The 19,635-nt window shown below is 73.7% G+C and carries 14 protein-coding genes; 5 read left to right on the top strand and 9 right to left on the bottom strand.

The window, feature by feature from the left end; all coding sequences use genetic code 11:
- Positions 1-10: 10 nt before the first annotated feature.
- From E4623_RS02650 to E4623_RS02610, 9 genes are all read right to left on the bottom strand, one after another.
- Positions 11-2,128 carry a transglutaminase domain-containing protein gene (locus E4623_RS02650; protein WP_134764945.1) on the bottom strand — a complete coding sequence of 706 codons (2,118 nt, stop codon included), beginning with the start codon at positions 2,126-2,128 and terminating at the stop codon, positions 11-13.
- The gene (locus E4623_RS02645) at positions 2,125-3,318 is read right to left on the bottom strand and encodes a DUF58 domain-containing protein (RefSeq protein WP_134764944.1); all 1,194 of its coding nucleotides are present in this window, start codon (positions 3,316-3,318) and stop codon (positions 2,125-2,127) included. The genes E4623_RS02650 and E4623_RS02645 overlap by 4 nt, the downstream gene beginning before the upstream one ends.
- 22 nt (positions 3,319-3,340) lie before the next feature.
- On the bottom strand, positions 3,341-4,330 hold the full coding sequence (locus E4623_RS02640) for a MoxR family ATPase (RefSeq protein WP_134764943.1): 990 nt from the start codon (positions 4,328-4,330) through the stop codon (positions 3,341-3,343).
- 70 nt (positions 4,331-4,400) lie between these two features.
- Positions 4,401-6,959 carry a hypothetical protein gene (locus tag E4623_RS02635; protein ID WP_134764942.1) on the bottom strand — a complete coding sequence of 853 codons (2,559 nt, stop codon included), beginning with the start codon at positions 6,957-6,959 and terminating at the stop codon, positions 4,401-4,403.
- Complete coding sequence (locus E4623_RS02630; protein WP_209020456.1) at positions 6,956-11,284, bottom strand: FtsK/SpoIIIE domain-containing protein; 4,329 nt, start codon at positions 11,282-11,284, stop codon at positions 6,956-6,958. Before E4623_RS02630 ends, E4623_RS02635 begins: the two co-directional genes overlap by 4 nt.
- Before the next feature lie 116 nt (positions 11,285-11,400).
- The gene (locus E4623_RS02625; RefSeq protein ID WP_134764941.1) at positions 11,401-11,664 is read right to left on the bottom strand and encodes a hypothetical protein; all 264 of its coding nucleotides are present in this window, start codon (positions 11,662-11,664) and stop codon (positions 11,401-11,403) included.
- Positions 11,665-11,710: 46 nt separating this feature from the next.
- Positions 11,711-13,516, bottom strand: coding sequence for a peptidoglycan-binding domain-containing protein (locus E4623_RS02620; RefSeq protein ID WP_134764940.1), 1,806 nt, complete (start codon positions 13,514-13,516; stop codon positions 11,711-11,713).
- A 222-nt stretch (positions 13,517-13,738) separates the two neighbouring features.
- The gene (locus tag E4623_RS02615) at positions 13,739-14,008 is read right to left on the bottom strand and encodes a hypothetical protein (RefSeq protein ID WP_134764939.1); all 270 of its coding nucleotides are present in this window, start codon (positions 14,006-14,008) and stop codon (positions 13,739-13,741) included.
- Between the two features lie 65 nt (positions 14,009-14,073).
- On the bottom strand, positions 14,074-14,913 hold the full coding sequence (locus tag E4623_RS02610) for a hypothetical protein (RefSeq protein WP_209020455.1): 840 nt from the start codon (positions 14,911-14,913) through the stop codon (positions 14,074-14,076).
- A 179-nt stretch (positions 14,914-15,092) separates the two neighbouring features.
- On the opposite strand from E4623_RS02610, the gene E4623_RS02605 reads away from it, so the two are divergent.
- The 5 genes from E4623_RS02605 (at position 15,093) to clpX (ending at position 19,604) form a co-directional block, all read left to right on the top strand.
- Positions 15,093-16,301, top strand: coding sequence for an alpha/beta fold hydrolase (locus E4623_RS02605; protein ID WP_134764937.1), 1,209 nt, complete (start codon positions 15,093-15,095; stop codon positions 16,299-16,301).
- Positions 16,302-16,324: 23 nt separating this feature from the next.
- On the top strand, positions 16,325-16,813 hold the full coding sequence (locus tag E4623_RS02600; protein ID WP_134764936.1) for an SRPBCC family protein: 489 nt from the start codon (positions 16,325-16,327) through the stop codon (positions 16,811-16,813).
- Positions 16,814-16,934: 121 nt separating this feature from the next.
- Positions 16,935-17,540: an ATP-dependent Clp protease proteolytic subunit gene (locus tag E4623_RS02595; RefSeq protein WP_280633633.1), complete on the top strand. Its 606-nt coding sequence runs from the start codon at positions 16,935-16,937 to the stop codon at positions 17,538-17,540.
- 10 nt (positions 17,541-17,550) lie between these two features.
- Complete coding sequence (locus E4623_RS02590) at positions 17,551-18,156, top strand: ATP-dependent Clp protease proteolytic subunit (protein WP_134764935.1); 606 nt, start codon at positions 17,551-17,553, stop codon at positions 18,154-18,156.
- Between the two features lie 146 nt (positions 18,157-18,302).
- Positions 18,303-19,604, top strand: a complete 1,302-nt coding sequence (gene clpX, locus E4623_RS02585) for an ATP-dependent Clp protease ATP-binding subunit ClpX (RefSeq protein ID WP_134764934.1) — start codon at positions 18,303-18,305, stop codon at positions 19,602-19,604.
- The last annotated feature ends 31 nt before the right edge of the window (positions 19,605-19,635 follow it).

Raw genomic sequence — 19,635 nt, 5'->3', positions numbered from 1 at the left:
GGTCCGGCGGTCAGCGGCGCTGACCCAGGACCCGCGGGTCGAGGTACCACCACCAGCGCCGCCAGGCCGGGACCGTGCGCCGGGCCGCCCGGCGCACCTCGCCCAGCCGGCCCCGCGTGTCGTCCGCGGACACGGCGTCCGACCCGGTGCCCGACCCGGCGGCGGGACCGAACGCGACGGCCTCGGCGCGCGCCGCGAGCGGGACCGCGGCGGTGGTGCCCAGCCGGGTGTCGGCGTCGGCGGCGACGACGTCCGCGGGCTGGTGCGGGGCGGGACGGATGCCGGCCAGCCGCAGCGCGTCGACCACCTCGGCCCACGCACCCGTCGGTCCCTGCCGGGCGTGCCGCAGTCGCCGTCCGCCCCGCAGCGCGACGAGCCCGAGGAGCAGCGCAGCGAGGGCGGCCGCCGCGACGACGTACGGGTCGGGCGTGGTGCCCGAGGTGGACGACGGCGCGGACGTCGCCTCGTCGTCGGCCTCCTCGGGGGCGTCGGTGGTCGGCTCGGCGCCCGACGGCGTCGGGGCCGGGGAACCGGTGTCGGCCGGCTCCGGCAACCGTGGCTCCTCGGCCTCCACCGGGCGCGGGCGCTGGAAGGTGTCGTCGTCGGGGGTGGGGGAGAAGGGGACCCAGCCCAGGTCGCGGAAGTAGACCTCCGCCCACGCGAAGGCGTCCTCGCCCCGGATGACCCGGGTGCCGTCCTCCTGGACCTCGCCGGGCCGGAACCCGACCACGACCCGCGTCGGCAAGCCGTTGGCCCGGGCCAGGACCGCGAAGGCGGTGGCGAACTGCTCGGACGTGCCGACGCCGCCGCCGGCCTGGGTGCGGTCGCTCAGGAGGAACCGCTCGATGCGCCACAGCGCGGAGCCGGAGATCGACGTCGTCGAGAGCTCGTAGGACGTGCGCACGAACTCCTCGATCCGGGCGGCGCGCCGGTAGGCGGTGTCGGCGCCCTCGCCGACCCGGGCGGCGAGGTCGGAGAGCGCGTTGGAGAGCGGTGGCAGGGCGGTCATCGACTCGAGCCCGTCCTCGGGGAGCTCGGCGGCGTCGAGCGCTGCCTGCGGCGGGTCGTCGAAGGCGCCGGTCACCTCGTAGACGAGGCCGGCGGTGTCGATGCCCGAGTAGAGGGTGCCGGTGCCGGGGTCGACCAGCGCGTCGGCCATCGCGATCGACGACGGCAGCCCGGGGCTCGGCAGCCAGTTCCCACCCAGCCGCGAGAACGACACCTGCACGGTGCTCGAGCGCGGGTAGATGCCCGGCTGCAGGCCGGTGCGCCCGTCGGTGGGCAACGCCTCGTACCGGGTGGCCGCGGTCCACTGCAGCCCGTCGTAGTCGTCGAGCACCACCAGCCGCAGCGGCCCCTCGTCGCCGCGGACCTCGAGCAGCTCGTCGGTCGGGTTGTTGGCCCAGGCGCCGAGCTGGGTGAGCGGGTTGCTGGCGACGACCTGGTAGGTCGGGGGGGCCACCAGGTCGCGGGGCTCGAAGGCCTGACCCACCGGGAGGGTGGCGAGGGCGGCCAGCGCGCCGACCCCGACGACCGCGACCGGGCCGGCCATGGAGAGCCGCTGGCGCACCGGCTCGGAGTGCTCGTCGAGGAACACCCAGCCGAGCACCGCCACGACGAGCGTAAGCACCGCGACGAGGCCCCACGGGTCGGCGGAGCCGGCGGTGAGGAGCGCCCCGGCGACGTAGAGGACGGCGGCGCCGAGTACCGCCTCCACCCGGAGCCGGCTGTCGACCCGCAGCCCCACGAGCAGCGAGACCAGGGCGGTCAGCAGCAGCGGCCCGACCAGCAGGTCGGCCTGGACGGCGTACGGCTGGGGCGACGTGAGCAGCCGCGGGACGACGTCCTGGACGGTCTGCTCGAGCGTGAGGTCGGCACCGGTGGTCGCGAGGTAGGCGCCCATCACGGCGAGGAGCAGCAGCATCGAGGTCGCGAACCACCGCGACAGGCCCGCACGGAGCAGGCCGCGCAGCGCGAGCAGGGGGACGGCGGCGACGGCAGCGAACAGCAGCGAGATCGTCCAGCGGTGCCACGCCGTGGCGAGGACCATCGCCCCGAGGACGACCAGGGCGACCGGCCACGCGAGCTGGAAGGCGCGGGTGGCCGGGCTCGGGGTCCCGTCCCTCACCGCTCCACCGCCTCGTCCCAGCCCAGCGCGAGCGTCACCGAGGTGGCCCCGCGCAGCACGAGGAGCCCCGCCTCCTGGTGGGCACCGACCAGCGGCGCCGGGTCGACGACGGCGAGCACCCGGGTCGGCGCGGTGCCGAGCGCGAGGCCGAGCGCGTGCAGGTCGGAGCCGGGGCCGGTCACGCCGACCGCGACGTCGAGGTCGCGGCCGTGCAGCTCGACCTGCGAGCTCGGGCCGGTCAGGTCGATCTCGGCGAGCACCCAGTCGAGCTCCTGGTGCTCGCGCCGCGGGCGGCCGCCGACCGACCCGGGCACGCGCACCTCGTGGCGGTCGCTGGTGGTGTGCAGCCGCACCGGCGAACCTGTCTCGATGCCGCTGCGGCACAGCGCGGCGGCGAGCTCGACGGCCTCCTCGAACAGGTCCTCGTCGCCGAGGTAGCTCGACGCGCGGTCGTCGAGGAGCACGGTCACGTGCGCCTCGGAGGGCTCGGCGTCCTCGCGGACCATGAGGGTGCCGGTGCGGGCACTGGTGGCCCAGTGCAGCCGGCGGAGGTCGTCGCCCATGGCGTACTCGTGCAGCCCGACCAGGTCGGTGCCGCCCAGCTCGTGGGCGTCGTCGCCGCCGGAGAGCGACCGGCGGGTGCCGGCCATCATGCCGCCCAGCGGGATCCGGCGGGGGAGCACGCGCACCTGGTCGACCCGACCGTGCTCGGCGGACCGGGCGGCCATGCCGGTCAGCCCGGCCATCCGCACCTGCACCGGACCGACGTCGACCAGACCGCGCCGCGGGGTGGGGACCTGGTAGCGGACCCGGACGGTGGGCTGACCGGCCACCCGGTCGGCCTCCTCGACCTCGTCGACCCGGTCCGGCAGGACCACCGGCACGAGGGTGCCCTGCACCCGGTCGGCGACGTCGAGGCGCACCAGGCCGCGGCGCCGTCGTCCGCGCACCGCGATCGTGCCCTCGCAGCGACCCTGCCGGACGACGACCGCCGGCTCGATGCTCCGCTCGACCGAGACCCGGCGGGCCGACAGCACGGCGGTGACCTCCACGAGCACGAGGAGCACCAGGCAGCCACCGAGGCCGGCGACCAGCAGGTAGCCCCAGGCGATGCCGGCCGCGAGCAGGACGAGGCCGAGCGCGAGCATCGCGCGCCCGCGCCCCGTGGTGCTCGACCAGATCGGGAGCATCGGCGTCCCCTCCTGCCCGCGCTCAGCCGGCGTCGGGCTGGGGCGGGTTGACGATGTCGAGCACCTCGTGGACGACGTCCTGGCTGGTGTGGCCGGCGAGGATGGCGTCGCGGCCCAGGACCGTGCGGTGGGCGAGCACCGGCTCGGCGAGCCGCTGCACGTCGCTCGGGACGACGTAGTGGCGCCCGCGGGCCGCGGCGTACACCTGGAGGCAGCCGACCAGGGCCTTCAGCCCGCGCGTGCTGACCCCGATCCGCACCCGCGGGTCGCGCCGGATGCCGACACCGAGCTCGCGCACGTAGCGCAGGATCGGGTCGGCGACGTGCAGCCGGGTGAGCTGGGCGCTGACCGCGGCGATCTCGTCGGGGGTGGTCACGGTCGGCACGTCGTCGACGCGACCGGCCGTGCTGCCCGGCCGGAGGACCTCGATCTCGTGCTCGGCGTCGGGGTAGCCCAGCGAGGTCCGGATCAGGAACCGGTCGAGCTGGGCCTCGGGCAGGCGGTAGGTGCCGTCGAGGTCGATCGGGTTCTGCGTGGCGATGACCACGAACGGCCGCGGCACCGGGTGGGCCACCCCGTCGACGGTGACGGTGCGCTCCTGCATCACCTCGAGCAGGGCGGACTGGGTCTTGGCGGCGGCCCGGTTGATCTCGTCGGCGAGGACGACGTTCGCGAACACCGGACCCTGCCGGAACCGGATCTGCCCGTCGCGCGGGTCGAACACCGTGGTGCCGGTGACGTCGCTCGGCAGCAGGTCGGGGGTGAACTGGATGCGCCCGTCCTGGCCGCCCATGGCCCGGGAGATCGCCCGGGCCAGCGTGGTCTTCCCGGTGCCGGGCACGTCCTCGAGGAGGATGTGCCCGCCGGCGAACGTCGCCACCAGGGCGAGGTCCACGACGGCGCGCTTGCCGTGGACGGCCGTCTCGACGGCGTCACCCAGCATCTGGTGCAGCCGGCCGAAGCCCGCGATCTCCTGCTCACCGGGAGCAGCGGGGTTGATCAGGGCGGTCATCGGTGGCCTTCCGGTCGGGGCGCACGACGGGGTCGCGCGGCATGGGTCGTGCCGGCTGCTGGGCTCACGACTACGGGCACGTCGGGGCCGGCGCGGTCGGGTCCGGGTTGGGGCACGGGGGCTCCTCCGGCGTCGGCTGCGGCTGCACCGGCTGCTCGCTGGTGAACTTGAAGGCCGCGCTGCGGGCGACGCCACCGTCGTTGGTCGCCGCGAACGTCACGACGTGCTCGACGACGCCGGAGGCGGGCTCGAAGATCGCGCCGTTGGTGAAGGTGATCGTCACCGTGCGCGCGTCGCACGCGATCGGGGTGGCGGTGCCGGCGTACTCGTAGGCGCAGAGATCGGGGAAGCGGCGCCAGTCGTCGGCGGGCTTCAGCTTGAGCGTGATCCGGCCGGCTCCGTTGGCGTCGGCGGTGGTCTTCTTCACGCTCGTCGGGTCGACGACCTGCTTGCCGGCGTCGGGCAGCGGGTTCGGCGGCCGGGTGGGCGCGGGCCCGCTGGTGGTGCCGATCGCGCCGGTGCCGAGGACGCTGCTCGCGGTCACGCTGGCGGTGAAGGCGCCGCCCACGGTGCACCCCGCGTCGGCGCGGCGGTCGCAGGTCCACTCGAACGAGACGCTGCGGCCCTCGCCCGTGGTGCGCTGGCTCTCGGTGCCGTCCGGGGTGCGGACCGAGACGTCGTAGGCCGTGACGGGCTCGCCGTTGGCCGCGGCCTCCTTCCAGGTGATCACGACGGAGAACCGGAGCTCCTCGTCGTCGATCTCGTAGGCCGCGGTGCCGGCCACGACCGGGGCACCCGGACGGGCGGTCGAGGTGACCGCGTTGCTGGGCAGGGACACCGCCTCCCCGTCCTCGAGGATCGCGGTGACGGTGAAGGTGTTGGACTGACCCGGGACGACGTCGACGAACGCCTGGCGCACCCAGCCCTTGTAGGAGCCGACCACCTTGCCCGTGGCCGAGCGGATCACGAAGGAGTCGGCCTTCGGGAACCCGGAGTGCCGCCAGGTGACCTGCACCTGGCCCTCCGGCATCGGGGTCGCGACGACGGAGTAGGGGGCGTCGACCGCCTGACCCTCGGCGGTGCCCCCCGTGCTGGTGGCGCCGGGCCCGGGGCCGTCGGTGCTGATGCCGGTGCAGCCGCCGCCCTGGCCGCCGCCCTGGCCGCCGCCCGGGCCGCCGGTGTCGTCGCAGCGCGGGCCGCCGGTCTGGCCGCCGCCCGGGTTGCCGCCGGAGGTGGCCGGACCGCCCGGCGACGTGGGGCTCGGACCGTCGGGGTCGAGCGTCGGCGGGTCGCTCGGCGCCGGCGGGGCGGGCGGCGGGCTCGGGTTGCTCGGGTTGCTCGGGGGCGAGGGCTGGTTGCCGAGACCCTCGAGGAGGTCGTCGAGCAGGTCGGGCGAGGGCGGGGGCGGGGGCGCCGAGGACGAGCCGAGGCCGACCGGCTCGACGGCGTCGTCCTCGCGCACCACGGCCGAGGTGTGCCCGTCGGCGTGCACGACGACGCCCTGGGCGGCGCCGGGGGCGTTGACGATCAGGTTGTCGTCGTCGACGACGAGCTCGGGGTCGCGGCTGCCGGGGGTGAGGATGTCGTCGTTGGAGCGCACGCCGTCTGGGCCGAGGCGGACGACGCGGCCCTCGCCGCGGCACGGGACGAAGACCTCGTTGCGGAACACCTCGGGCGTGCCGGGCTCGCTGCACGCGACCGGGGTCATGTCGACCTCGATGATGCCCTCCGGCGTCAGCAGGATGACGAAGCCGTTGTCGGTGGCGACCGGGACCAGGCCGGACGGGGCGCTCTCGGGGGCGAAGACCCTGCCGCTCACCTTCGGGGCGTCCGCGCTGACCTCGCGGTCGGTGCCGACCTGCTCGGCGCGGCCCTCGTCGGGCGAGAAGACCGTCACGCCCCGGTCGTGGGCGACGAGCACGGAGCCCGGTCCGCTCCCGCCGACCTCCTGGGGGTCCTCGTCGTCGAGGGCGAGCTGCTCGGCGTCCCACTCCAGGCGGTGCAGGACGCCGTTGTCCTCGATGGCCCAGATGGTGCCGTCCGCGTCGACCGCGGCGTCGGCGAGGCCGGCGGGGGCGATCCAGACGCTGCCGATCACGTCGGTGGTCTGCGGGTCCATCGCGGAGATCGTGGACTGCTCCGAGTCGACCAGGAACATGCCGTCCTCGGTGGCGAGCGTGTCGATCGCGCCGCCCGCGCTCACCCGGCGCTGCCCCGAGACCAGGATGCTGGTGAGGTCGAAGGCGAGCAGCTGACCGGTGGTGCGGTCGGTGACGTACAGCTGGCCGTTGTGCTCCTCGAGCACGTCGATGTCGTCGCCGGGGTTGCCGACGACCTGCTTGAGCTCGAGCTTGCCGGTGGCCGGGTTCACCTGGATGACCTGGCCGTTCTCGTCGTCGCTGAGCCAGGTCAGGCCGTCGGCCACGTCGACCGCCGTGCGGCTCAGCCCGGTGCCGAAGAAGACGCCCGCGACGAGCGAGCCGGTGACCACCAGGACGGAGAGCTCGGCGGCACCGCGGGATCGTCGCTTGGACGCCGCCGACGAGCGCAACCGGGAGGGCGAGAGCCCGCCCGCGACGGTACGCAGCCGTCCCCGCCATCCGCGACCAGCCGAGCCCTGATCCGTCACGACATCTCCTGTCCGGCCCGGACGTCACCTGCGGTGCCGTCTCGTCGGGCGTTGATGAGCTGTGCCACCCAAGCGGTGCCGTTGTCGCACCACACCCCGCGGCCGGGACCGGTGAGTGGTTCGGTGGTCTTGGTCGGGACCGACACCCCGAGCGCGTCGCCGTCGGTCCACTCCGGGCTGAGGAGGAACCCACGCCGGGTGCGGCGGGCGGTCTCGACCAGGCCCTCCGGACCACTGCGTGCCTTCGCCTGGGCGCTGTCGGCAGTGACCACCACACCGATGCGGCGGCCATGGGTGCCGAGGTCACCCAGGAGACGGTCCCGAGCGGAACGTCGTGCTTCGTCGACTCCGACTCCACCATCCCAGAGATGGGCGTCGTCCACCATGACCAGCGCCCATCCAGCAGGGGAACGTTCCGGTCCAGCCGCGGCGGCGGGATCGGCCAGCCAGGCCCGGACGGCGTCCGCGGTCGCCTCGTAGGAGTCCTCGCGGATGACGTGCGGCGGGGTGTCGCCCCGGGCCACCAGGTCCTGGAGACCGTCGAGCGCACCGGTGCGACCGGTCCGGCTGCGGCCGGCGAGGAGGATCGGTCCGGCGAGCAGGTCGACCTCCAGGACGGCGACCGCGTCGGCGTCCACGGCGATCGCGACCCGCGAGCCCCGCGGAGCGGGCAGCGACGACTGGTCGAGGCGGGCCGGCATCGGCGGCACCGCGGCGCGGGAGCGACCCTCCACCCGCGGCAGCAGCAGCCGGTTGACGGCCTCGATCCGCTCGGCCTGCAGCGGCGTGCCCGCGCCCCCCGTGGTGTGGACCTGGACGCTGCGCTTCCCGAGGAGGCCCGAGCCCGGCACGCTGTCGGAGTCGAGCACGTTGCCGGGGACGCCGAGCATCAGGTAGTCGTCGGCGGTCGTCATCCGCAGCACGACGCGGCGGCCGAACGAGGAGCCGAGGGACGTCGGCACGCCGGTGCGCCCGGGCGCGGTCGCGATCACGTGGATGCCGACGCGCCGACCGTTCTGGAGCACGGTCTGGAGCCTCTCCACATGTTTGGGGGCTACACCTCCGCTGGTCTCCAAAGTTTCGACGAGGCTCGGGAGGTTGTCGACGAGCACGTAGACGCGGGGCAGCGCGGCCCCCTGGCGGGCCAGGTCGTCGAGGTCGGCGCACCCCCGCGCGGCCAGCGCCTGGGCCCGCTCGTCCATGGTCCGGCGCAGCAGCCGGATCAGCCGCATCACCCGGCCCAGCTGGGCCTCGCCGACGATCGCCTCCACGGTGGGGACGCCGCTGATCGCGGCGAGACCGCCACCGGCGAAGTCGATGCCGTAGACGTACGGGGCGACGCCGTAGCGGCCGAACGTGTCGGCCAGCGACGCGCTCAGCGCCGCGGAGCGCAGCAGCTCGGTCTTGCCCGAGCCGGACGCGCCGTGCACCAGGAGGTGCCCGACGGCGGCGAAGTCGACGGTGAGCTCCGGCTGGCGCTGCGCCTCCGGCTCGTCGATCCGCCCCAGGGTGACCTGGCCGCTGGTGCGGCCCTCGGCGCCGGCGACCAGGGCGTCGGGGTCCAGCAGCAGCTCGGCGGGCAGCGCCGGCAGCCACGGGCGCTTGGGCGGGTTCGCCCCGGAGACCAGGAACGCCTCGTTGATCGTGTGGACACACCGCTCCAGGTCGGTGCGCGGGTTGAGCCGCTGGTCGGGACCGCCCCCGCCGGACGCCGACGACGTGACCGCGCTGAACGGGTTGACGAGCACCGGGACCTCGGAGCCCGCCATCGGCTCACGGGCGCCGGTCCACGCCGACTGCACGAGCTCGGCCGTGCCGTGCCCGGTGCGCCGGATCCACGCCCGCCCGGGCGTGCGCCGGGAGATGCGGGCGGCCTCGGGGGAGTCGATGACGTCGCGCGAGTCGTCGGGGGAGGAGACGCGCAGCGAGATCCGCAGGTCGGCGTTCGCCTTGATGTTGCCGGTGACGACACCCGCGGGCCGCTGGGTCGCCAGCAGCACGTGCATGCCGAGCGAGCGGCCCCGCTGGGCGATGTTGACCATGCCGTCGACGAACTCCGGCACCTCCGAGGTCAGCGCCGCGAACTCGTCGACGCAGATGAGCAGGCTCGGCGGGGCGACGTCGGGACGCTCGCGCTCGAGCTGGACCAGGTCCTTGACGCCGTACTCGCCGAGCAGGTGCTCGCGGTAGTTGATCTCGGCGCCGATGGAGGTGAGGGCGCGCTGCACCAGGGCGGGGGTGAGGTCGGTGATGTAGCCGACGGTGTGGGGCAGGTCGGCGCACTCGCGGAACGCCGCACCGCCCTTGTAGTCGACCAGCAGGAAGTTCATCCGGCTCGCCGGGTTGTTCAGCGCCAGCGAGCAGAGCAGCGACTGCAGCAGCTCGCTCTTGCCGGAGCCGGTGGTGCCGGCGACCAGGCCGTGCGGGCCGTCCTCGCGCAGGTCGATCGTGGTGACGCCGTCGATGCCCGACCCGATCTGGGCCCGCAGGCCGTTGGACTGGCCCCAGCGTCGGGTGACGGCGGTGACGTCGTCGAGGTCCTCGAAGTCGCTGGCCACCTCGGGCAGCCGTACGACCGACGGGATGGCGGTGCTCGGCGGCAGCACGGCCGCCTCGTCGACGTAGCCGGTCATCAGACGGGCCGAGCGCCAGGCCTGGTCGAGCGTGACGTGGTCGGGGTGCTCGACACGGGTGATCCCCATCCGGTCGGCCTTGCCGACGCGACCGGACTCGAGGTCGATCAGCAGCGACGTCGCCGCGGGCACCGCGCTCGCGTCGCGGCCCAGCCAGACCAGGCGCAGGCCGCGCTCACCGGCGACGGCGGCGACCGCCTCGACGGTACGACGGGCGATCCCGGCCTCCTCGTCGACGAAGCAGATCGTGTGCCCGCGGCCGGTGTCCTCGCTGACCAGGACGTCGAGCAGGGCGGTCGCGGCGCGCGCCCCGACCGCCACCGGCGGCTCGCCCCCGAGCCGGGCCGTCGCGTGGGGCAGCCAGCGCAGCCAGGCCTCGTGGCCGGCGCGACCGCGCCCGAAGCAGCCGGCGACCGACAGGTCGGTGGGGGAGTGGTCGAAGGCCAGGCGCAGCATCAGCGACCGGACCAGGCCGTCGACCTGGTGCGGGTCTCCCGTGATCGCGACCAGCGGGTGCTCGGTGAGGTCGGCCAGCACCGGCATGTCGGTCATCTCGTCGCGCTGGGTGAACTCCTGCGACACCTCGCGCCGGGTCACGCGGTCGCCGCCGTCGGCGATGGCGCCGCGCAGCATGGCCGGGACCGTGCCGATGCCGAGCCGGGTGACGAGGAACGCCTGCCGGGTCTCGGAACGCGCCCACAGGTAGGGGTCGCGGTTGGCGGCGCGGGTCCGCAGCGTCTCGGCGTCCGGGTAGTCGTCGTGCATCTGCTTGCGCTGGCGGACGGCGTGCTCGTCGATGGCGGTGATGAAGTCGTCGACGTCCTGGCGCCAGTCGGCGAGGTCCTCCTGGAACTGCTTCTCGGCCGCCCGCTTCTGCTGGCGCCACCCCAGGAACCCCAGGAGCGGCCAGGCCAGCATGTAGATGATCGCGTAGGAGCTGCGGGCCCGCATGAACAGCGCGACACCCATCACCATCGGCAGCATCAGCATCGCCCACGGCATCGGGGTCGGCCGGTTCTTCGTCGGCGGCGACGGGATCTCCAGGACGGACTCGGTCAGCGGGTCGCCGAACCGGGGCGGGCGGAACACCGCCACGGCCGGGGCCTCGGTGGGCACCTCGCCGGGGTCGATGACCAGGGTGCTGCGGCCCAGCCGGATCGGGGTGCCCCAGTCGATCTCGCGTCCGGCGACGACCCGCTCGCCGCCGACGATGGTGCCGTTGGCCGACCCCTCGTCGTACACGGTGGGGCGGGTGCCCAGGACGATGCGCGCGTGCCGCTGCGAGACCAGCGGGTCGGTGAGCCGCATCGTGCACGACGGGCCGCGTCCGAGGGTGAGGGAGCTGCCGCGCACGTGCAGGCGCTGGCCGCGGTCGGGACCGTCGGTCACCCGCAGCACCGCGCGCGGACGGGCCGAGGACGACACCCGGCTCAGCCACGACGCCGGCGCGGTGACGACGTCCAGCAGGTCGCCGGTGCGCAGCCCGCACTCCGAGACCAGCCGGTCGGCCGGCCACGGGTGGGTGCCGTCGACCGGCACCAGCAGCAGGTGGGCCTGGTCGGGCGCGACGTGGCGCCCGATCGCGCGGGCCAGGTCGGCCACCGTCGCCTCGTTGCGGGCCAGGACGGCCACGTCGACCGACGGCAGCCCGGTCTCGGCCGGGGTGCGCAGGGACAACATCCAGGTCTGCACGGGTGCCTCGTCTCAGGACGTGCGGAGGGCGAACGGGGTGGGACGGCGACGGCCGCCGGGGCAGGAGCCCCGGCGGCCGGCGAGGAGCCGCAGGCGTGGAACGCCCGCAGCCCGACTCAGTTGGAGACCTGCTCCTGCTCCTGGGCCTGCGTGTTGATCAGCGTCGAGAACTCCTGCAGGGACTGGGTGACCCGCTGGAGCATGGTCACGTAGTCGCCCTTCCAGGTCTCACGGGTGCGGTCGGCGTCGGGGCCGATCCAGTCGAAACCGTCGATGACCTGCGTCATCCGCCCGGTGAGCGTCTCGAGCTCCTGCGAGCCCTGGTTGATCTGCTGGGAAGCCTGGCGGCCGGCCTCGACATCCATACCCTTCATGGCCATGGAACTGCTCCTTCTCTGTGGTGGTTGCTGCTGTCAGCGGATGTGATCAATTGCCGCCGGCGCCCATGCGGGCCCGGACGTGTGCGGTGGCCTCTGCGGCCGTGATGACGCCGTTGCGGTTGGCGTCGAGCTCGCGGTTGGGGCCGTAGCTCCGGTCGCCCTGGGTGAACAGGGCCTCGTCACCGGAGTGCGGGCTGCCCGCGAGGATCGAGGTGTAGACGCTCTCCAGGTCACCGAGGCGACCGCGGTGCGGCTCGAAGTACCGCTCGACGTAGTCGAGCTGGTCGATCGGCGACATCTGGGCCAGGTCCGCGGTCGTCGTCCCCAGGCCCCGGGCGGTGTCGCTCATGAACTGGATGAGGCCGGTGGCGCTGCTGCGCGGGTTGCGGGTGTCGCTGGCGAACTCGCCGCCGGTCTCGAAGCTCATCGCAGCCATCAGGTGCTCCGGCTGGGCGCCGATGCGCTGGGAGATGCCCTCGACCTTGCGGAGGAACTCCGGCGTCACGTTCGGGTTGCCGTTGACCCCGCTGATCTGGTTGTAGTCGTAGCCGCTGGGCGAGGTGTAGCCGGAGCCGTGCTGGACGGGCAGCGGGTTGTCGGCGCGGTAGGCGTCGTAGGCGGCCTGGGTGTTGCCGCCCCAGACCCCGTCCGCGCCCTTCGTGTCGTAGCCGGCGGCGGTGAGCTTGTCCTGCAGCAGCTTGACGTCCTCGCCCCGCGAGCCGCGGCCGTTGGTGCTGGCCAGCTTGTCGATGGCCGGGTCGTTGGAGGAGCCGCCGCCCGCCCGGCTCGCGAGGGCCGCGCCGCCGAGGCCGAGGGCCGCGGCACCACCGGCGATGCCGGCCGCCGCGCCGTACGACGCGCCGCCGTCGGCCGCCTCGCCGGTCGGGGTGGCCGAGCCCATGCTCGAGGAGCCGAGCGACTCGGCGCCGGGTGCGGCGCCGCCGAGACCGCCGTCGGCCACGGGGCCGGTGTGGCCGCTCGGGCTGCCGATGCTGCTGCCGCCCAGCTGGGTCTCGCCGCCGCCCGCGGGGCTGCCCGCGCCGCCCACCGGACCGCCGCCGCCCCCGCCGGACGAACCGCCGGCCGAGCCGGAGGAGCCGCCGGCGTCGGCACCGAGGCCGCCGCCGCCGATGCCACCCGCGGAACCGAGGCCGTGGTCACCGCCGGCGGGGCCGGCGGCCGGGCCCGTGCCGGCCGGGGACAGGTCGCTGCCCTTCAGCTCGGGGCCGACCGTCGAGGACCCGATCTGGGTGGGCGCGCCTGCTCCGGCGCCCGCCTCGGGGGCCTTCACGCCCTCGCCGTCGAGGTCGATGCCGGTGTCGATCATCAGGTGACCGTTCTCGCCGATCGAGAGGCTGGGACCGGACGTCGTCGCGCTGCCGCCGAGCGGGGCGCCGACCGACGGTGCCCCGGACGACGGCGACGTGCCCGACGGGGAGGCGCCGGAGCCGCTGTCGGTGCCCGAGGCGATCGGGGCGTTGGCGCCGCCGGCGAGCGGCTCGCCCTGGTAGGGCTGGATCGGCTCCGGCAGGGCCGGCGACTGGTAGGAGGGGAGCGAGCCGTAGTCGACGGTGCCGCCGTTCGACGCCTCGTCCTGCGCGTCGGCCTGGGCGCCGAGGACCTTGGCGAACATGCCGAGGGCCATCGAGATCTTCTCCAGCCACGGGACGACCGTGGTCTCGAGGTAGGTGGCGTAGGCGAGGCTGGCCCCGCCGCTGAAGAACGACGCCGCCTTGAGGATCGCGATCAGGGCCTTGAGGAACGTGATGACCTGGTCGGTGGTCTCCTTGCCCTCCTGGAACTCCTGACCGACCTCCCGCAGCTCTTCGGTGTCTGCTCCGAGAAACGCCATGGTCCTGCTCCTGTCCGAGATCCGAGTGCCTGCCGTTCTGGCCCGCTGTCGAGGAAACTAGGCGGGCCGCGCGGCGGCGGTACAGAGGCCGCCGGGTGGAAACTTCCGCCCCGTCGGGCCCCCCGGCCGCGGGTCCTGCGGTGCGGCCGGCCGGTCGACGAGCGACCTCCGGACGCGCCACGAGCCACCGGGGTCACCGGTGGCTCGTGGAGGTGCGAGGGGTCAGGAGCTGACGGCGTCCTGCTGGTCGGCCTTGGCGATGAGGTAGCTCGCCTGCTGCTTGATGTCCTCGCAGGCGGCGTTGGCGTTGGGGATGAAGGAGTTGCCGATGTCGTCGGCGATGCGGTCCTTGTCCTGGCCGACCCAGCTGGTGCCCTGGATGCGGGCCAGGAGCCTGGCACAGACGTCGCCGACGACGGCGGCGTTGGAGTCCATGTTCTGGGCCACCGAGCGGGCCTCCTCGGTGTCCATGCCCTGCATGTTGGCGCTCATGGGTGTGTCTCCTCGCGAAGCGGCTGGTCTGGTCCTGCGACCGTAGGTCGCCGCCGTGACGACCGCTAGGAGACCGCCGGTGGAACCTTCCGGGCGGCGGCGGCCCGTTCGACGGTGTCGAGGTCCTCGACGGTCACCAGGCGGACCTCCGCGGTGCGCCGGCCGATCGCGAAGCGGACGTTCTGGGCGCGACCCCGCCCGGCGTTGAAGGGGTCCTCGCGCGGACCGAAGGCCAGCGCGGAGATGACCCGGATGGCGTCGTCGACCCGCTGGGCCCGCTCGAGGTTCCAGGCGTAGCCGTGCCAGTGCAGGACCCGCTCGTAGATCTCCCGGTTCGACGGCGGACGCGGGTAGTCGTCGGTGCCGCTGAGCCACGGCTCGGCGAGGGCGAGGGCGACGTACCACTCCCGCGACCTCGGGGGCAGCTGGGGTGCCGGCGCGGTCGCCGCCGCGTCCAGCTCGCCGGTCTCGTCGGCCGAACGGGGTCGGGGCGGGACCGCGGGCGTGGAGGTGGCGACGTCGACGACGATCGAGAGGTCGTCGTAGGTGTCGGGCCCGGTCTGGCGTCCGCGCATCACGACGAGCATGTTCTCGCCCTCGTCGAGCAGCAGCGACATCCCCTCGGCGAGGGTGACCCGCCGCGCGCCGCCGGGGGCGTCGAACAGGCTGGAGACCTGGGTCTCGCCGGAGCCGTGCCAGCGCAGCCGGGCGATCTCGTCGCCGACCACGAGCTCACCGAGGAGGCGGCTGACGTGAGGGGCGCAGCGCGGGAGGTCGATCGCGGTGACCCGCAGGGCGTCGCCGGGGTCGTCGTCGGGCAGGGCGTGGTGCGGGGATCGACCGAAGAGCAGCGACTCGCCGGACCCGAGGGTCACCGTGGGGAGTCCGGACCCGCGCAACGTCACCCGGAGCATCGAACCCCCGACGCGTCGTTGGCCCCACGAGTCCCCATGCGTGGCATCCAACCACAGCCTCCGCGCGCCGATGCGCTGTTCAGACGAGCGTCATCTGCCGGTCACCGGCTACCCCGGGGGGTGTGGGCCGTTCGGTGAACATGCGTTCACTGGGCGGGTATGATCGGCGCATGCCCCCGTCGTCCGGCCCCCGCCTGCTCGACGCACTCTCGCTGCTGGGCGTCGTCGCCGACGAGCTGGTCCTGCGCAGCGTGCGCGACACCCACCTCGCGTGGGCCGACCGCGCCCACGGACTGACCGACGGGCTGGCCGGTGGCGCCGGGAGCGTGCCGGGCACGCTGCACCGCGGCACCGCCGGCGCCGTGTACGGCGGGCTCGGGCTCGGGCTGCGCGCGGTGGCGTCCGGCCTCGACCGCGCCGCCGCGGCCGGGCTCGGTCCGGGGCTCGAGGAGACCCGCCCCGGTCGCTTCCTGGCGGCCGCGGTCAACGGGCTGATCGGCGACCGGCTGCTCGAGGAGCGCCCCCAGCTCGCCATCGCGATGGCGGTCCGCCGCGACGAGGTCGACGTCGACCCCGAGCGCTCCGCCCTGGCCGCCGCGTTCCCGGACGCCGGCGGCCGCCTGGTCCTCTTCGTCCACGGGCTCTGCGAGGACGAGACCCACTGGTCGCGACACCGCGACCGCACCGGCACGACCTACGGCGAGGCGCTGGCCGCCGACGGCTGGACGCCGGTGTTCCTCCGCCTCAACACCGGCCTGCCGCTGCGCGAGAACGGCGTCGCGCTGGCCGCGCTGGCGCAACGGCTGGTCGAGCAGTGGCCGGTGCCGGTCGAGCGGATCGTGCTGGTCGGGCACTCGATGGGCGGGCTGGTCGTGCGCGCGGCCGGCGCCGTGGCGGCCGGCGGGGCGTCCGACGGCGCGGCGTCGGACGGCTCCGGGCCGGCGTCCGGCGACTGGAACGCGCTCGTCACCGACGTGGTCACCCTCGGGACGCCGCACCTCGGCGCGCCGGTCGCGCGCGGCGTCGGGCACGGCAGCCGCGGGCTGTCCCGGCTGCCCGAGACGGCGGCGTTCGGGCGGATCCTCGACTGGCGCTCGGCCGGTGTCCACGACCTCGTCGCCGGGCTGACCGACGACGTCGCGCCGCTGCCGCACGCGCGCTACCACCTCGTCTGCGCCACCCTCACGTCGTCCGAGCGCCACCCGGTGGGCCACGTCGTCGGCGACCTGCTCGTGCGTCCGGAGTCGGCGTACGGGAGGGACCGGTGGGGCGGCGAGCTCTTCCCCGGCGCCGACGTCCTGCACGTCGGCGGCACCGACCACTGGGGCCTGCTCAACCACCCCGACGTCCTGGCGTCGCTGCGGACCTGGCTCGCCTGACGGCCCGGTGCGACGATGCGACGATGAGCGCCCCCGCCGCCGACCGCGAGCTCCGTGCCGAGACGGTCGTCGCGGCGCGCCCGCCGCAGGTGTGGGCGGTCCTGAGCGACCTCGACCGGATGCCCGAGTGGAGCCCCGAGCTGGTCGCGATGAGGCCGCTGCTGCGCGGCGGGTTGCGGCTCGGTCAGCAGTACGTCGGCATCAACCGGCGCGGGCTCGTCGTCTGGCCGACCCGCTCCGTGGTGACCGCGCTGGACGTCGGCCGCGCCGTCGCGTGGGACACCCGGTCGAGCGGGGCGCGCTGGGTCTGGGAGCTCGAGCCCACCGCCGACGGGCACACCCGCGTGGTGCACCGCCGCCCGGTGCCGCGGCGGCTCACCGCGCTCAGCGGTGTCTTCGCGACCGTGCTCCTCGGCGGGACCGCGGGTCACGCCGACGAGCTCGAGGCCGGGATGGCGGCGAGCGTCGAGCGGCTGCGGGCCGCCGTCGAGGACGGCGCCGCGAGCGCCTGACACGCCGCCCCGGACGTGCCTTCTGCTGTCCGCGAACACCACCCGATCTCCCGTGGAAGTGTCGGTGTCACGGGCTAGGGTCGACGACGTGAACCAGAACTCCACTCACCCGGCCCCGATGATGGGTGGCGGCGGCGGGCTTAACGTGCTCGACGACCACATCTACCAGCGACTCCTGCGCGAGCGCATCGTCTTCCTCGGCTCCGAGGTCCGCGACCAGAACGCCAACGCGATCTGCGCCCAGCTCCTGCTGCTGTCGGCGGAGGACCCCGAGGCCGACATCTTCCTGCACATCAACTCGCCCGGTGGCTCCGTCGACGCCGGCATGGCGATCTACGACACCATGAACTACATCCCCAACGACGTCGCGACCGTCGGCATGGGCCTGGCCGCCTCGATGGGCCAGTTCCTGCTCTGCGCCGGCACCAAGGGCAAGCGCTACGCCCTGCCGCACGCGCGCATCATGATGCACCAGCCGTCCTCCGGCATGGGTGGCTCGGCCTCCGACATCAAGATCCAGGCCCAGCAGTCGCTGCACATCAAGAAGGTGCTGCTCGACCTCATCGCCGAGCACACCGGCCAGCCGGTCGAGCAGGTCATCGCCGACGCCGACCGCGACCGCTGGTTCACCGCCGACCAGGCCCAGGAGTACGGCCTCGTCGACCAGGTCATCAAGAGCGCCCGCGAGGCCGCCGACGACGGGCGCCCGGCCCGAGTGAAGGACTGAGGTAGCAGCTGTGAACTACTACATCCCCCAGTGGGAAGAGCGCACGTCCTACGGCTTCCGACGCATCGACCCCTACGGAAAGCTGTTCGAGGAGCGCATCATCTACCTCGGCACGCCGATCTCCGACGACGTCGCGAACGCCGTCATCGCCCAGCTGCTGTGCCTGCAGTCGATGAACCCCGACCAGGACATCAGCATCTACATCAACAGCCCCGGTGGCTCCTTCACCGCGCTGACCGCGATCTACGACACGATGCGGTTCATCAAGCCCGACGTGCAGACCGTGTGCCTGGGCCAGGCCGCCTCGGCGGCCGCGATCCTGCTCGCGGCCGGTTCTCCCGGCAAGCGGCTGGCGCTGCCCAACAGCCGGATCCTGATCCACCAGCCCTACACCGAGGGCACGTTCGGCCAGACCTCCGACATCGAGATCCAGGCCAACGAGATCCTCCGGATGCGCGACCTGCTCGAGAAGATGATCAGCGACCACAGCGGCCGACCGATCGAGGAGGTCAGCCGCGACATCGAGCGCGACAAGATCCTCACCGCCGAGCAGGCCGTCGAGTACGGCCTGATCGACTCGGTGCTCGAGTCGCTCAAGACCCCGGCCCTGGCCTGAGTCCTGCTTGACCGCCGTCGGTCCGCCGTGTCCGTCCCCGCCCGGGGACGGCGCGGGGTACCGTCGGAGGGTTCCGGCCCCGGCCGGCGCCCGCTGTCCCCGCACCACCCCCGGCTCGACTCGTCGCACATCTGGAGGATCCACCCGTGGCACGCATCGGTGACGGAGGCGACCTGCTCAAGTGCTCCTTCTGCGGAAAGAGCCAGAAGCAGGTGAAGAAGCTCATCGCCGGACCCGGCGTCTACATCTGCGACGAGTGCATCGACCTCTGCAACGAGATCATCGAGGAGGAGCTCAGCGAGGGCACCGAGGTCAGCCTCGACGAGCTGCCCAAGCCGAAGGAGATCTTCGACTTCCTCAACTCCTACGTGATCGGCCAGGAGCAGGCCAAGAAGTCGCTCGCCGTGGCGGTCTACAACCACTACAAGCGGGTCCAGGCCGGTCTCCAGCCGAACTCGGGCCAGGGTGGCAAGAGCGGCAAGCACACCAAGGACGAGGTCGTCGAGGTCGCCAAGTCCAACATCCTCGTGATCGGACCCACCGGCTGCGGCAAGACCTACCTCGCCCAGACCCTGGCCCGGATGCTGAACGTGCCCTTCGCGATCGCGGACGCCACGGCGCTCACCGAGGCCGGCTACGTCGGCGAGGACGTCGAGAACATCCTGCTCAAGCTGATCCAGGCCGCCGACTACGACGTCAAGAAGGCCGAGACGGGCATCATCTACATCGACGAGATCGACAAGGTGGCCCGCAAGTCGGAGAACCCCTCGATCACGCGCGACGTCTCCGGCGAGGGCGTGCAGCAGGCGCTGCTGAAGATCATCGAGGGCACCACCGCCTCGGTGCCGCCCCAGGGCGGTCGCAAGCACCCGCACCAGGAGTTCATCCAGATCGACACCACCAACATCCTGTTCGTGGTGGGCGGTGCCTTCGCCGGCCTCGAACACATCATCGAGCAGCGCGTCGGCAAGAAGACGCTCGGTTTCACCGCCGACGTCCGCGGTGCCGAGGAGCGCGCCCAGGAGGACCTGCTCGCCATGGTCCGCCCCGAGGACCTCACCAAGTTCGGCCTCATCCCCGAGTTCATCGGCCGGCTGCCCCTGATCGCGAGCGTCAACAAGCTCGACCAGGAGGCGCTGGTCCAGATCCTCGTCGAGCCGCGCAACGCGCTCACCAAGCAGTACCGCAAGCTCTTCGAGCTCGACAACGTCGAGCTCGAGTTCACCGACGACGCCATCGCCTCGATCGCCGACAAGGCCCTCGAGCGGGGCACCGGTGCCCGCGGGCTGCGCGCCATCATCGAGGAGGTCCTCCTCCACGTGATGTACGACGTCCCCTCCCGCGGCGACGTCACGAAGGTGATCATCACCCAGCAGGTCGTGCTGGGCGAGGAGGCCCCGACCCTCGTCCTGCGCGAGGCGGAGCCCAAGAAGAAGAAGTCGGCCTGACGCCAGGCCCCAGGAGCGCGGCGACGGGGTG

It is taken from the genome of Nocardioides sp. 1609 (genome assembly GCF_004522105.1).
Classification (GTDB): Bacteria; Actinomycetota; Actinomycetes; order Propionibacteriales; family Nocardioidaceae; genus Nocardioides.
This window is presented reverse-complemented; position numbering and strand designations above follow the sequence as displayed.

Bases quoted from the DNA above. Each gene is read 5' to 3' on its own strand.
- E4623_RS02605 (WP_134764937.1), top strand. From the start codon at position 15,093: ATGCCCCCGTCGTCCGGCCCCCGCCTGCTCGACGCACTCTCGCTGCTG.
- E4623_RS02640 (WP_134764943.1), bottom strand. From the start codon at position 4,330: ATGACCGCCCTGATCAACCCCGCTGCTCCCGGTGAGCAGGAGATCGCG.
- E4623_RS02615 (WP_134764939.1), bottom strand. From the start codon at position 14,008: ATGAGCGCCAACATGCAGGGCATGGACACCGAGGAGGCCCGCTCGGTG.
- E4623_RS02625 (WP_134764941.1), bottom strand. From the start codon at position 11,664: ATGGCCATGAAGGGTATGGATGTCGAGGCCGGCCGCCAGGCTTCCCAG.
- E4623_RS02645 (WP_134764944.1), bottom strand. From the start codon at position 3,318: ATGCTCCCGATCTGGTCGAGCACCACGGGGCGCGGGCGCGCGATGCTC.
- E4623_RS02620 (WP_134764940.1), bottom strand. From the start codon at position 13,516: ATGGCGTTTCTCGGAGCAGACACCGAAGAGCTGCGGGAGGTCGGTCAG.
- E4623_RS02595 (WP_280633633.1), top strand. From the start codon at position 16,935: ATGGGTGGCGGCGGCGGGCTTAACGTGCTCGACGACCACATCTACCAG.
- E4623_RS02600 (WP_134764936.1), top strand. From the start codon at position 16,325: ATGAGCGCCCCCGCCGCCGACCGCGAGCTCCGTGCCGAGACGGTCGTC.